The sequence below is a fragment of the Candidatus Nitrospira neuquenensis genome (assembly GCF_979578155.1).
In genome coordinates, this window is sequence record NZ_CEFZDU010000021.1 from 16,001 (window position 1) to 28,850 (window position 12,850).

The window sequence follows — 12,850 nt, forward strand, 5'->3', positions numbered from 1 at the left end:
AGGCCGGCCTCGGCGCACTCTTCGGGGCTCGCTTCCCCTTGAAGGGAGGAGAGGAGTAAGGGAGCGGAGACCATGCATCTGACGCCGAGGGAGCAGGAGAAGCTGCTGATTTACGTGGCGGCGCAGCTCGCCAAGGAACGAAAGGGGCGGGGGCTCAAGCTGAATTATCCGGAGACCGTGGCCTATCTCACGGCGGCGATCCTGGAGGGCGTGCGGGACGGCCGGAGCGTGGCGGAGCTGATGAGCTTCGGGGCGACGCTCCTGACCCGCCGGGACGTGATGCCGGGCGTGCCGGAGATGCTCCCGGAGCTACAGGTCGAGGGGACGTTCCCCGACGGGACCAAGCTCGTCACCGTCCACCAGCCGATCCGGTGAGGAGGCGCCGGCCTGCTCCCTCGTGTTGTAGCGGACGCTTCCGAGATGAGGGCCTGAATGCGCGTGTCTTCGACTCGTTGCACGATCCTCGGCAGAAGACGGAGGCCGGGCGGATCGACGACAAGGAGCACCGGCCACGTAGCGCGCTCGGGATTTAACGCCCAGGGGATTCACCCAACGCGCGGCCGAAACGGGGCTGCAGGAAGAGCGAAACTGCCAGCTCACTACGGTCTCGTTTTGGGGAGGGGGCAGGGAGTGGCTGGCTCGTGAAGTTCTTGGGTGGTTTGGTGGGGTAGTCTATGGGGCAGGAATTCTAGTGGCGGTCGCTTTCTACATCTTTAAGAGTCTTCCATGAAAAAGAAAAAAGTGGCGCGTCAAGACAAGAGCCGCTCGCCCCAAGGTCGCAGTGTTAACCGGAAAGGGGTGCCGGCGCCGAAGAATTCTCGGGGGGCGTCTGAACTCCGATCGGTCGTCCCCGGCGAGGTGATGCTCGGCGAGGGCGAGATCGAGGTCTTCAAAGGGCGGAGGACGGTCGAGCTCGTCGTCGCCAACACCGGCGATCGGCCGATCCAGGTCGGCTCGCACTGCCACTTCTTCGAAGTGAACCGCGCGCTGCGCTTCGACCGGGAGAAGGCCTTCGGCTTCCGTCTCCTGGTGCCGGCGGGGACGGCGGTCCGCTTTGAGCCCGGCGAGGAGAAGCGCGTGGCGCTGGTCGCCTTCGGTGGGAACCGGGTCGTGTACGGGATCAACGGGCTCACCAACGGGCGGCTGGACGATCCCCAGGTCATGGCCCGCGCGCTGGCGGCGGCGAGGGAGCGGGGGTGGATGTAAAGATCGAGTGATTGTTAAATGATGAGATCGAAACATTGAATTTGCAAGCTAAAATCTTCGATCGTAACTACTGGTCGTCGGTCAGGCGGAGCCGAGCATGAAAATCCCCCGCAGACAGTATGCCGACCTCTACGGCCCGACGGCCGGCGACCGGGTCCGGCTGGCCGACACGGAGCTGGTGATCGAGGTCGAGAAGGACCTCACGACGCCGGGCGAGGAGGCCAAGTTCGGCGGCGGCAAGGTGATCCGCGACGGCATGGGCCAGTCGCCGGCCGCGACGCGCGCGCGGGGCTCGCTCGACACGGTCATCACCAACGCGATCATCCTGGACTGGTGGGGGATCGTAAAGGCGGACATCGGCATCCGGGACGGGCGCATCGCCGGAGTCGGCAAGGCGGGAAACCCCGACCTCATGGAAGGGGTGACGCCGGGCATGGAGGTCGGGCCGGGCACCGAGGTCATCTCGGCCGAGGGCAAGATCGTCACCGCCGGCGGCATCGACACCCACATCCACTTCATCTGCCCGCAGATCATCTTTGAGGGGCTGGCCAACGGACTGACGACCCTCATCGGCGGGGGCACGGGTCCGGCGACCGGCACCAACGCCACGACTTGCACGCCGGGCGAGTGGAACATCCACCGGATGCTCGAGGCGGCGGACGGCTTTCCGATCAACCTCGGCTTCATGGGCAAAGGCAACTGCGCGCTGCCGGAGGGCCTGGCCGAGCAGGTCGAGGCCGGCGCGCTGGGGCTCAAGCTGCACGAGGACTGGGGCACGACGCCGGCGGCCATCTCCACCTGCCTCGACGTCGCCGACCGCTATGACGTGCAAGTCGCCATCCACACGGACACGCTGAACGAGGCGGGGTTCGTCGAGGACAGCATCAAGGCCTTCGGCGGGCGGACGATCCACTCCTTCCACACCGAGGGCGCGGGCGGCGGCCACGCGCCGGACATCATCAGGGTCTGCGGCGAGCCGAACGTGCTGCCATCCTCGACGAACCCCACGATGCCCTTCACCGTGAACACGATGGACGAGCACCTGGACATGCTGATGGTCTGCCATCATCTCAACCCCCGGGTGCCGGAGGACATCGCCTTCGCGGAGTCGCGCATCCGGCGGGAGACGATCGCGGCCGAGGACATCCTGCACGACCTGGGCGCGATCAGCATCATGTCGTCGGATTCGCAGGCCATGGGGCGGGTGGGGGAGGTCATCATCCGCACCTGGCAGACGGCGCACAAGATGAAGGTCCAGCGCGGCCACCTGGGCGACGGGCCGAAGGCGGGCGCCAGGCCCCACGACAACTTCCGCGCCCGGCGCTATGTCGCCAAGTACACGATCAACCCGGCCATCACGCACGGCATCGCGCACGAGGTCGGCTCGATCGAGCAGGGCAAGCTGGCGGACCTCGTGATCTGGCGGCCGGCCTTCTTCGGCGTGAAGCCGGACCTGATCGTCAAGGGCGGCTTCCTGGTCGAGGCGGCGATGGGCGACCCGAACGCCTCGATCCCGACCCCCCAGCCGGTCGTGAGCCGGCCGATGTTCGGGAGCTTCGGGCGGGCGCCCTTCTCCACCTGCGTGACCTTCGTCTCCAAGGCCGCGGTGGACCGCGGGGTGCCGCAACGGTTGGGCCTGCAGAAACGGGCGGTCGCGGTCCGAAACTGCCGCAGCATCGGCAAGCGCGACCTCAAGCTCAACGACGCGCTGCCCCGGATCGAGGTCAACCCGGAAACCTACGAGGTGCGAGCGGACGGCGTGGTTCTAAAATGCGACCCGATGGCGCAGTTACCGATGGCGCAGCGGTACTTTTTGTTTTAGGCCCCGGGCGCGAGGACTGAAGGGGCGGCATGCACGATCATCATCACCACGACGGCGGCGGACCCACGCAGGCCCGTGCGAAGGGTATCCCCGTGCTCGGGGTCGGCGGCCCCGTCGGCTCCGGCAAGACCGCGCTGGTCGAGGCCCTCTGCCGCCGGCTGCGCGACCGCTGGAGCCTGGCCGTCGTCACCAACGACATCTTCACGAAAGAAGACGCCGAGTTCCTCACGAGGCGCGGCGTGCTCCCTGCCGACCGCATCCTGGGCGTGGAGACGGGTGGTTGTCCGCATACGGCGATCCGCGAGGACGCCTCGCACAACCAAGAGGCGGTGGACGAGCTGGTCCGGCGTGTGCCCGAGGTGGACCTGATCTTCGTCGAGAGCGGCGGGGACAACCTCGCGGCGACTTTCAGTCCGGAGCTCGCCGACCGGGTCATCTACGTGATCGACGTGGCGGCGGGCGACAAGATTCCACGGAAGGGCGGGCCGGGCATCACGCGGTCGGACCTGCTGGTGATCAACAAGATCGACCTCGCGCCGCACGTGGGCGCCGACCTCGCCGTGATGGAGCGGGACAGCCGGGCCCTGCGGGGGGAGCGGCCCTTCATTTTCACCAACCTGCTGACCGGCGAGGGGCTCGACCGCGTGACCGCGTGGGTGGAGGCGCTGCTGGTCCCGCCCGGCGCGCGGGCCGCTCGCGCGCCGGGCGGCTGACGAGGAGGGGAGCCATGGCCGAGCTGCGCGTGATCAAGCAGGAGCCGGACTTCATCCATGTCGCGCTGGCGGGCCGTCTGGACCTGCTCGGCGTTCAGTCGGTCGAGACGACCTTCGGCGAGCTGACCGAGAAGCAGGGGCGCCCCACGCTCGTGGACCTGTCCGAGGTCGTCTTCTTGAGCTCTATGGGCCTGCGGATGTTCCTCAAGGCGGCGAAGGCGCTCAACCGACAGGGGGCGAAGATGGTCCTGCTCAAGCCGCAGGCGCCCGTGGAAGAAACCCTCATGTACGTGGCCTTCAACAACCTGATCCCGATCGAGCACGACCCGGCCCGTGCGTTGCAGATTCTGAAGGCCACGTGAGCCGCGTGATGAGACTGAGCCGCCGCGCCCTGCCCGCCGTCCTGCCCGTGGTCATGACCGCCTGCGGGGGCACCATCGGGCCGGTCCATTGCGACCCGGCCCGCGCCGCCCACGAGGCGAAGGACGACAGCCTGCACGAGTCCCGCGTCGAGATCGACGAGGCCCAGGCGGACAAGGGGCCCTCGCCCGACGGCATCGAGGGCCTCGCGCTGATGGAGAAGAAGATCCTCGACGAGCGGGCCTGCCGCAAGCAGGCCGAGGAGGCGAAGGCGAAGGAACGACGGGAGCGGGCCGAGCCGCGCTGACTCCGTTCCCCTGCACCGCAGGGGCCGGCGAGGTGAAGGCGGCCGGAGCATGGTGGGCTGGCGCTGGAGATCGGCCTCGTCCGGGAGGCATCCGTCATTGCGGGGCTCCCGCCGCGGCACTATGCGATCGGCGAGTTGGCCGATCTCGACGACGGGCGGCCCTGAGCCGAATCCCAATCTGTGCCCCAGGCCGGACCGGCGATCGAGGGAGGCGAAAGGGCGAGCCATGGGACTCTATGGCCCCGGGTCCCGGCGAAGCGGAGATCGTGAGATGGCGCGCCCGGAGGGACTTGAACCCCCAACCCTCAGATCCGTAGTCTGATGCTCTATCCATTGAGCTACGGGCGCGGCCGGTTGTAGTCGGCTGGAGGGTCGCGCACGTTATACAGGGCGGAACGCCGGCCGGTCAAGTGAGCGGCGCCGGGGCCCGGCCCGCCGCGGTTGCGCGACGCTCGGGAAGCGGGCATCCTGTACCCATGCGATCCCTTACGGCCATGACCGGCGCCGCGGCGCTCGCCGCCGTCCTGCTCTCAGGGGGTGCGGCTCGCGCGCACGCGCAGGTGAGCGGGTGTGCCGCGACGCAGCAGTTTTCCACGGGCTGCGAGCGGCCGGGCTGGAGCCTGGAGCCGGAGCCCGGGAGCCTGACCACGCTGCCGGGCTTGAGCGGCGGGGCCGGCGCTGTGGGGGAAGCCGGCTCGCGCTTGGAGCCGGGCGGTGGTCTCGACTATCCGCCCCCGGCGTCGCTGGTCACGCCCGCAGTCCCCCCGGCGGGTGATGCCCGCGACGATCTCAACCGCCGGTCGCTGCCCCTGGCGATCATGCCGGTCCTGCCCATGGCGCCGCTGCTGCCGATCCTTCCGGGGACAGGGCAGCCGTAAAACGACGGCTCCTGTTCGCGGCGCTGACCGCCCTGCATCCGACATGGGCGATCGGGCAGACGGGCGGCTTCCCGCGGAGCGGCGCGGCGGCGCCGCCCACGACGCACGCAGGTCCAGGCCGCACTGGACTCGCTGTTGGGCAAGGCGGCCGCCGCCCTGCCGTCCGCCGGCCGCTTCTACGCGGAACAGGTGAGCGGGCTGTTCGCCGTCGGGCTGGGGCCGCACAAGGCCTACCGGCAGCACCGAGACACGATCGACCGCCTGATCGAGGCCATCACCCAGGGCCGCACGGTTCAGCTCCGCTACTTTTCCGCCTCCCGCGGCAAGACGACGCGCCGGGAGGCCGATCCCTACCGCCTCTGGTACGCGGCCGGCGGGCTCTACCTGGTCGCCTACTGTCACTGGCGCAAGGACGTGCGGCTCTTCGCCGTCGAGCGCATCCGATCGGTGAGCCTCACGGACCATCCCTATCAGATGCCGCTGGGCTTCGACCTGGACGCCTACGTGCAGGACGCCCTCACCGTCATGCGGGGACCGCGGATCGAGGTCGAGCTGCTGTTCAACAAGCCCACCGCCGCCTGGGTCCGCGACCGGATCTGGCATCCCAGCCAGCGGCAGACTCCGCTGAAGGACGGCAGGCTCCGCATGATCTTGACGGTCGCCGACACGCGCGAGCTCGTCGGCTGGGTGCTGAGCTTCGGCAGCGGGTGCGGGTCGTCCGACCGGACGGCCTGTGCGCCGCCGTTCGGCGGGAGGCGAAGACCATTCTCGAGGGGACGGGGAAATGACCCCCGATCTCACGCGCGGGTGCTAGCCCACATTGCTCACGAACGCTTCTGCTGCAATCGCACATTCGCGGCTGCGACGAGCCTGGCCGCGGTGTCTGTGCGGCCAGGCGCATGGCGGAGTTGAGTGGATCACCGCGCGTAGTCCGGCGCGTGGCCGGGTTTCCACTTGATGCTGCAGCCGAGGCTGGGCTTCTGGTCGGTCTCCACGGGCCGGCCGGCCCGCATCGCCTCGATGGCCGCGCGGAGGTCCCTGCCGGTGACGGGGAGCCGGTTGCCCGGGCGGCTGTCGTCGAGTTGTCCGCGATAGACGAGCCGCCGCCGGGCGTCGAAGAGGTAGAAGTCCGGCGTGCAGGCGGCCTTGTAGGCCTTCGCCACCTCCTGCGTTTCGTCGAAGCAGAGAGGAAAGGTGAACCCGAGCCGCTCGGCCCATTCCTTGAGCCGCTCCGGGGCGTCGTCCGGGTAGTGCGCCGGGTCGTTGCTGCTGATCCCGACGAGGCCGAGGTTGCGCTCCGCATAGTCCCGTCCCAGCCGCGCCAGCTCCTCCTCGACGTGCTGCACGTAGGGGCAGTGCCGGCAGATGAACATGACCAGCAGTCCGGCCTTCTCCTTGAACGACTCCAGCGAGTAGACCCGTCCGCTCACGACATCGCGCAGGGAGAAGGGGGGAGCGGGGGTTCCGAGCGGAAGCATGACCGACGCCACGGCCATGGGCACCTCCCTGTTGTTCCGGGCTTCGCGCCGAGGGGACGGCGTACTCTAGCAGCCGGCTTCCCTGCGGCTCAAGGGGCGGGCCCGCGCCGGCCGGGAGCGCGCTCAGAAGGGTTCGTCGGGGTTGGCGGCGAGCCACTCGGTCAGGCCGGGGAGCCGCCAGTCAAGGCGCGCCCGGAGCTTGTCCGTGTGCAGGGAGGTGTCGGCGGGACGGGGGACGCCGCGGAAGTCGCACCGGGAGCCGGCCGCGATCTTGGCGTCGAGCGTGGGCCAGCGGGCGGCCAAGGCCTTGCCGATCTCATAGCGCGACAGGCGCTCCACGCCGGCCACGTGGTAGACGCCGGTCGCGCCCGCCGCGATCAGGTCCCACAGCGCGCGTGCGAGGATCGGCGCGGGCGTGGGCGTGCGGAACTCGTCGGTGAAGAGCGTGACCGTCCATCCCGCCTCCCAGTCCCGGCGGAGCGCCTCGTTGAAGCCTCGGTCGCCGGTGGGGGAGATGCCGCCGACGAGCGCCGGTCTGATGATGAGGGCTCTCGGATGGTCGGCCAGGAGCCGCTCGGCCTCGACCTTGGTCTCGGCATAGACGTTGACGGGGTTGACGGGGTCCTCCTCGCGGTACCAGCCGGCCTTGCCGTCGAAGACGAGGTCGGTGGAGAAGAAGACCAGATAGGCGTCGCGGGCCAGGTCGGCGAGGCGGGCCGTCGCCTCGACGTTGAGCCGGCGCGCGAGCGCGGGGTCCCGCTGGCAGTCGGGAGTGCGGCTCAGGGCCGCGCAGTGGATCAGGAGCGAGGGGGCGATCTCGCGCCACGTCCGCCGGACGGCCTCGGCGTCGGCGAGGTCCATCCGCGCGCGCGTCAGGCCGTGGACCGTCCAGCCCGGGGCCCAGCGGACGGCGCCCTGGACCAGCGCGTGACCGATCAGGCCGCCCGCGCCGGTGACCATCGCGACCGGCCGGTCTCCACGGTTCGATCCCAAGGGGGCTTCCTCATCGCCTGACGCGGCGCATCTTGGCACGGGCCGCGACCGACCCGCAAGCGCACCTTGATCTTGCGCGGGGACTGGGATAGAAGGGACCAGGCCGCCGCGGTCATCGTCGGCGGACACCGGAGCGACGATGCACGAGCCAGAGCGTCAGGAAGGCCCGGGGACGGCCGGCGCCGTCGGGGAATCCTTCCGCATCAAGATGGTCCAGACCCTCACGCGCGTGCCCTACGACGTGCGGGGCGCGGCGCTGCGCGAGGCCAGCTACAACGTGCTCCGGCTGCCGCGCGACCGGGTGTACCTGGACTTCGCGACCGCTCGGGGGAACGCGGGACTGACGGACCGGCAGCTCTCGGCGCTGATGATCGGCGACGAGGCCTACGCCGGGAGCCGGAACTTCGAGGCGCTCGAGCGGGTCTGCCGTGCGGTCTTCGGGAAGCGGTTCGTCGTGCCGACGCACCAGGGGCGCGGTGCGGAGCATCTGATCCTCCGCGGGCTCCTGCAGCCCGGCCAGGCGGTCGCGACCAACGGGAACCTCTGGACCCTGCGCGGGCTGGCGGCCGCACTGGGCCTGCACGTCGAGACGCTCCTGAAGTCCGAAGCCTTCGACGCCGCCTCCCGCGATCCCTCCAAGGCCGACTTTCCGCTCGACCGGCTGCAGAAGCGAATGGCCTCCGGCGAGGTCGGCCTGGTGATCGCCGGGGCCGCGCTGCCGCAGCTCGGCGGGCAGCCGCTCTCGCTCGCCAACCTTCGGGCCGCGGCCGAGCTGGCGCGTGGTCACGGCGTGCTGTTCGCGCTCGACGCCTCGATGGTCGCCTCCGCCGCGTACCTCGATCGCGCGGCGCGCGGCTCGGCCGAGCGCGTGGCCGACCTGATCCGGCAGTACGCCGAGGCCTGCGATCTGCTCTATCTCTCGGGGCGGGAGGATGCGGGCTGCCACACGGGCGGGCTCATCGCGACCGACCGGGAGGACCTCTACGTGCTGCTGCGCAGCCTGGTCGTCGTCTACGAGGGGCTGCATACCTACGGCGGGCAGGCCGGCCGGGACATGCAGGCGCTGGCGCAGGGGATCGAGGACCTGAAGGACGAGAGTTACCTGGACTTCCGGACACGCAAGCTCGCCTTCCTCTCCCGCCACCTCGCGGCGGCGGGCTTGCCGGTGGTGGGGCCGGTGGGACTCTCGGGCGTCTGTCTGGACTGCCGGGAGACCGCGCTCTGCGGTTGGCGCGAGCACGGCACCCCGCCGCATGCCGCGGCGAACCTGGCGGCGCTCCTGTACCTGGTCTCCGGCGTGCGCGCGCGTCCGCTGGACGCGGCGGTCTTCGGGCGCGACTGCGAGTGGCTCGGCCTGTTCGTCCCGCGCCGCTGCTACACGGAGCGGCAGCTCGACTACCTCATCGCGAGCTGCGCGCAGCTCATGCGGCACCGGATCGCCCATCCGCTCCGGCGCCTCGGGCCGGCGCCCGAGGCGCCCGAGCTGGCCCGCTACGAGGCGAAAGGCCCCTTTCTCACCGAGTACCACGGAGACCCGGTCCCGCCCGCGACGCCCGAGCCCTACTTCATCAAGGTCGTCGAGCCCTTTCGCCGGATCGGCGAGGCGGAACGCGCCAGGGCCATCCGGGAGGCGGGCTACAACACCTTCCTGCTCCGCTCCGAGGACGTCTACATCGACCTGCTGACCGACTCCGGCACCGCCGCGATGAGCAACGAGCAGTGGGCGCGCATGATCGAGGCGCAGGAGTCGGAGCTGGGCGGGGAGGCGAGCCGGGCCTTCGTGGAGCGGGCGCGGGCCGTCCTGGGTTTCCGGCACGTGCTGCCCGTCCACCAGGGCCGCGCGGCCGAGCACCTGCTCTCGCAGGCCCTGATCCGCCCCGGCCAGTTCGTCGTGAACAACATGTACTTCACGACCACCCGCGAGCATCAGGAGCGGGCCGGCGGGATCTTCGTGGATCTGATCGTAGATGAGGCCTACGACCCGCGCGCCGACCATCCGTTCAAGGGCGACCTCGACCCGACGAAGCTGCGGGACTTCATCGCCGCGAAGGGGGCGGACGCGATCGCCTACGTCTGCGTGGAGACGAACGTGAACATGGCCGGCGGCCAGCCGGTGTCGCTCGGCGTGACGCGGGAGGTGTCCGCCATCTGCCGCTATCACGGCATCCCGCTCATCTTCGACGCGACGCGGCTCGCGGAGAACGCCTACTTCATCAAGACGCGCGAGCCCGGCTACGCGGACTGGTCCATCAAGGACATCATCCGGGAGCTGATGGCCCTGGGCGACGGCTGCACGGTCTCGGCGAAAAAGGACGTGCTGGTGAACATCGGCGGCATCCTGGCGGTGAACGATCCGGCGCTCTCCGAGCGCTGCGCGGCGCTCTGCGCGACCTTCGAGGGGACGCCCTGGAGCGGCGGCCTGGCCGCCCGGGACCTCGCCGCCATGGCGGTCGGGTTGGAGGAGATGACCGACGCCGACTACCTGGCCTCGCGCGTCGAGCAGGTGCGATACCTCTGGGAGCGGCTGCGGGAGGGCGGCGTCCCGGTCGTGGCGCCGGCCGGCGGCCACGCGGTGTTCCTGGACGCCCAGGCCTTCCTGCCGCATGTCCCGCAGGAGGAGTTTCCCGCCCAGCGCCTGGCCGCGGCTCTCTACGAGGCCTCCGGCGTACGGGGGATGGAGCGCGGCCTGGTGTCCGCGGGGCGCGACCCGGTGACGGGCCGGCACCGGCATTCGGCCCTGGAGCTGGTGCGTCTCACCATCCCGCGCCGGGTCTATACCTACAGCCACATGGACGTGGTCGCGGACGGCGTGCTGCGGCTCTTCCGCCGCCGCGAGCGGCTCGCGGGGCTGAAGCTTACCTATGAGCCGCCGACGCTGCGGTTCTTCACCGCCCGGTTCGAGCTGCTGTGAGGGAGGGGATGGCCGGCCCGCTGCTCGCCCTAGCGCTGCTGATCCTGTGGCCGGGCGGTGCCGGCGCGGCTGCGCCGGCCGACGACTATCCGCAGCATCTGGAGCGGGAGCTGGCGCGACTGCTTGCGTCGGGGGCGAGGGACTCGCACGATCCCCGGGTGCTGCGGGAATTGGCGGACCTGTACCTGGACATCGGCGACGAGGCTTATCCGGACCCGGCGCGGCGCATCGCGGCGTACGAGGAGGGGGCGCGGGTGGCGCAGCGCATCTTGGAGCGCAACGAGGCCGACGGCCTCGCCCATTATCTCTACGCAGCCAACGCCGGCAGCGCGGCGGAGCTCAAGGGGATGATGGCCTCGGCCCTCCTGGTCAAGGACCTGAAGGCCCATGTGACCCGCGCGTTGGAACTGCACCCGGACTATCCGCCCGCCCACCACATGCTCGGCCGGATGCTGGAGGAACTGCCCTGGTTCTTGGGCGGCGACTCGGCCGCGGGGCTCGACCACCTGAAGCGCGCCGTGGACCTCGATCCCGGCTATGTCCATGCGCGCATGGACCTCGCGAAATCCTACCTCAAGCGCCGGCAGACGACCGCCGCGAAGCGCGAGCTGCTGGCGATCATTCGCATGTCCCACCCGCGCAATCCCTACACCTGGCGGGTCAAGTATCGGCCGGAAGCCGAACGGCTCCTTGCGGGGCTGGACCCGACGGACGGACGCTGACCCGGCGCCCCCTGGTCAGGCGCCGACGACGATCGTCCCTTCCATCCCGCGGTGTCCTTTGATCAGGCAACGGAACAGATAGGTCCCCGGCGGGGCCTCGACGATCAGCTCCAGGGACTTGCCGGGGAGGAGGCGCAGCCCGACGCCGGGCGGCAAGGGCTGGGTCCCGGCTTCCGCCGGGACGACGAGGATGCGCACCCGCGGGTTGACGAGCAGATCGCTGGTGAACTCGTGCGGCTCCCGGCCCTCGTTGACGATGAGGAGACGGATCGGCCGCGCGGCATCTACCGTGATCATGGCCGGGACGAAGCGAAAGTCCTGGGCCGCGATGCGGACGGACTGAACAGTGGGGGAGCAGGCGGAGAGAAACATCAGAGGGAGGCAGACGAAAGGAATCGTCCGGGACAGGCTATGCGAACTGAAGGGAAGCATGCAGCCGCAACGGAACCTCGCCGCCGCCATGATTCAGGACAAAGGCGGCTTGCACGCAAGCAAGGATGGCGGAGAGGGCGGGATTTGAACCCGCGACAGAGCTTTGGGCCCTGTGCCGGTTTAGCAAACCGGTGCCTTCGGCCGCTCGGCCACCTCTCCGGTCCGACAAACGGTCATGGCCCTCGGTGTCGCCCGAGGTCGGCTGCGGGGCGGGGTCCTTTATAACACGGCCCGAGGGGCGGAGTATAGGGAAGGCCCGCGCGGGTCGCTTACGTGTGGGATTTCTTGATGATGGCGTGCCTGAAGCAGGTCACCTGGTGATCGTTCGTCATGCCGACCGCCTGCATGAACGCATAGCAGATCGTGGAGCCGACGAACCGAAAGCCTCGCTTCCGCAGCGCCCTGCTCATCGCGTCGGATGCTTCGGTGGTCGCCGGCAGGTCTTTCATCGCCCTGATCCCGCCGTTGATCGGCTTCCCACCGACGAAGGACCAGATGTAGGCGTCGAACGAGCCGAATTCCTGCCGGATCGCCAGGAATGCCTTCGCGTTTTGGATCGCGGCCCTGATCTTTAAGCGGTTCCGGATGATGCCAGGGTCCTTGAGCAACCGCCGGACGTCCTTCGCTCCGTAGCGGGCGATCTTGTGGGCGTCGAACCCATCGAAGGCCCTGCGGTAGCTCTCCCGCTTGTTCAGCACCGTCTGCCAGGAGAGCCCCGCCTGCGCCCCTTCGAGGATGAGAAACTCAAACAGCGTGCGGTCGTCATGAACCGGAACACCCCACTCCCGGTCATGGTAGGCCGTCATCAGGGGGTTATCGCCGGCCCAGGTGCAGCGCGTAACCGGCTTGGAGGCGCTCATGGTCGCTTGCGCTCCTGCAGAGGGGGTCACGCCTCCGTGCGAGGGGGGATTGAACCCTCGAAGCGACGGACCGGTCGCACCGATCGGCGGCGACCGGCCGAGCACGCGCGGGGTGGCGGAGGGGGTGGGCGGAGGCGCGACCACGTCGCGCCGGTCAAATGAGCCTCG

Annotated in this window: 14 protein-coding genes, 2 tRNA genes and 1 pseudogene; 11 read left to right on the forward strand and 6 right to left on the reverse strand. The window is 69.7% G+C overall.

Annotated features, from left to right (window positions below):
* Nucleotides 1–72 precede the first annotated feature (72 nt).
* The 6 genes from ureA (at nucleotide 73) to AC1U7O_RS08850 (ending at nucleotide 4,408) form a co-directional block, all read left to right on the forward strand.
* Nucleotides 73–375: an urease subunit gamma gene (gene ureA, locus AC1U7O_RS08825; RefSeq protein WP_479894357.1), complete on the forward strand. Its 303-nt coding sequence runs from the start codon at nucleotides 73–75 to the stop codon at nucleotides 373–375.
* A 423-nt stretch (nucleotides 376–798) separates the two neighbouring features.
* Entirely contained in the window at nucleotides 799–1,206 is a 408-nt protein-coding gene (ureB, locus tag AC1U7O_RS08830) for an urease subunit beta (RefSeq protein ID WP_479894358.1), read from the forward strand.
* A gap of 97 nt (nucleotides 1,207–1,303) precedes the next feature.
* Nucleotides 1,304–3,028 carry an urease subunit alpha gene (gene ureC, locus AC1U7O_RS08835; protein ID WP_479894359.1) on the forward strand — a complete coding sequence of 575 codons (1,725 nt, stop codon included), beginning with the start codon at nucleotides 1,304–1,306 and terminating at the stop codon, nucleotides 3,026–3,028.
* A gap of 29 nt (nucleotides 3,029–3,057) precedes the next feature.
* Nucleotides 3,058–3,741, forward strand: a complete 684-nt coding sequence (gene ureG, locus AC1U7O_RS08840) for an urease accessory protein UreG (protein WP_479894360.1) — start codon at nucleotides 3,058–3,060, stop codon at nucleotides 3,739–3,741.
* Nucleotides 3,742–3,755: 14 nt separating this feature from the next.
* The gene (locus AC1U7O_RS08845) at nucleotides 3,756–4,103 is read left to right on the forward strand and encodes an STAS domain-containing protein (RefSeq protein ID WP_479894361.1); all 348 of its coding nucleotides are present in this window, start codon (nucleotides 3,756–3,758) and stop codon (nucleotides 4,101–4,103) included.
* 8 nt (nucleotides 4,104–4,111) lie between these two features.
* On the forward strand, nucleotides 4,112–4,408 hold the full coding sequence (locus tag AC1U7O_RS08850) for a hypothetical protein (protein ID WP_479894362.1): 297 nt from the start codon (nucleotides 4,112–4,114) through the stop codon (nucleotides 4,406–4,408).
* Nucleotides 4,409–4,680: 272 nt separating this feature from the next.
* Here the strand turns inward: AC1U7O_RS08850 and AC1U7O_RS08855 are convergent.
* A tRNA-Arg gene (locus AC1U7O_RS08855) sits at nucleotides 4,681–4,756 on the reverse strand.
* Between the two features lie 128 nt (nucleotides 4,757–4,884).
* On the opposite strand from AC1U7O_RS08855, the gene AC1U7O_RS08860 reads away from it, so the two are divergent.
* Both AC1U7O_RS08860 and AC1U7O_RS08865 read left to right on the forward strand, forming a co-directional pair.
* Entirely contained in the window at nucleotides 4,885–5,286 is a 402-nt protein-coding gene (locus AC1U7O_RS08860) for a hypothetical protein (RefSeq protein WP_479894363.1), read from the forward strand.
* A 135-nt stretch (nucleotides 5,287–5,421) separates the two neighbouring features.
* Nucleotides 5,422–6,198 carry a helix-turn-helix transcriptional regulator gene (locus tag AC1U7O_RS08865; RefSeq protein WP_479894364.1) on the forward strand — a complete coding sequence of 259 codons (777 nt, stop codon included), beginning with the start codon at nucleotides 5,422–5,424 and terminating at the stop codon, nucleotides 6,196–6,198.
* 5 nt (nucleotides 6,199–6,203) lie between these two features.
* Here AC1U7O_RS08865 and AC1U7O_RS08870 read toward each other — a convergent pair whose 3' ends face one another.
* The gene (locus AC1U7O_RS08870) at nucleotides 6,204–6,782 is read right to left on the reverse strand and encodes a thioredoxin family protein (protein WP_479894365.1); all 579 of its coding nucleotides are present in this window, start codon (nucleotides 6,780–6,782) and stop codon (nucleotides 6,204–6,206) included.
* Nucleotides 6,783–6,887: 105 nt separating this feature from the next.
* Nucleotides 6,888–7,757, reverse strand: coding sequence for an SDR family oxidoreductase (locus AC1U7O_RS08875; RefSeq protein WP_479894366.1), 870 nt, complete (start codon nucleotides 7,755–7,757; stop codon nucleotides 6,888–6,890).
* A 139-nt stretch (nucleotides 7,758–7,896) separates the two neighbouring features.
* Between AC1U7O_RS08875 and AC1U7O_RS08880 the strand changes: the two are divergent.
* From AC1U7O_RS08880 to AC1U7O_RS08890, 3 genes and pseudogenes are all read left to right on the forward strand, one after another.
* Nucleotides 7,897–9,180: pseudogene (locus tag AC1U7O_RS08880) on the forward strand (tryptophanase); the annotation flags it as partial.
* A 60-nt stretch (nucleotides 9,181–9,240) separates the two neighbouring features.
* Nucleotides 9,241–10,668, forward strand: a complete 1,428-nt coding sequence (locus AC1U7O_RS08885) for a tryptophanase (RefSeq protein WP_479894370.1) — start codon at nucleotides 9,241–9,243, stop codon at nucleotides 10,666–10,668.
* Nucleotides 10,669–10,676: 8 nt separating this feature from the next.
* Complete coding sequence (locus AC1U7O_RS08890) at nucleotides 10,677–11,390, forward strand: tetratricopeptide repeat protein (RefSeq protein ID WP_479894367.1); 714 nt, start codon at nucleotides 10,677–10,679, stop codon at nucleotides 11,388–11,390.
* Nucleotides 11,391–11,405: 15 nt separating this feature from the next.
* On the opposite strand, the gene AC1U7O_RS08895 is transcribed toward AC1U7O_RS08890, so the two are convergent.
* The 3 genes from AC1U7O_RS08895 to AC1U7O_RS08905 all read right to left on the reverse strand — a co-directional run bounded on the left by AC1U7O_RS08895 (nucleotide 11,406) and on the right by AC1U7O_RS08905 (nucleotide 12,682).
* The gene (locus AC1U7O_RS08895; protein WP_479894368.1) at nucleotides 11,406–11,762 is read right to left on the reverse strand and encodes a cupredoxin domain-containing protein; all 357 of its coding nucleotides are present in this window, start codon (nucleotides 11,760–11,762) and stop codon (nucleotides 11,406–11,408) included.
* A gap of 126 nt (nucleotides 11,763–11,888) precedes the next feature.
* Nucleotides 11,889–11,981 (reverse strand) — tRNA-Ser (locus AC1U7O_RS08900).
* A gap of 110 nt (nucleotides 11,982–12,091) precedes the next feature.
* Nucleotides 12,092–12,682 (reverse strand): DNA-3-methyladenine glycosylase I, encoded by a 591-nt coding sequence (locus AC1U7O_RS08905; protein ID WP_479894369.1) that lies wholly within the window; start codon nucleotides 12,680–12,682, stop codon nucleotides 12,092–12,094.
* Between the last annotated feature and the right edge of the window lie 168 nt (nucleotides 12,683–12,850).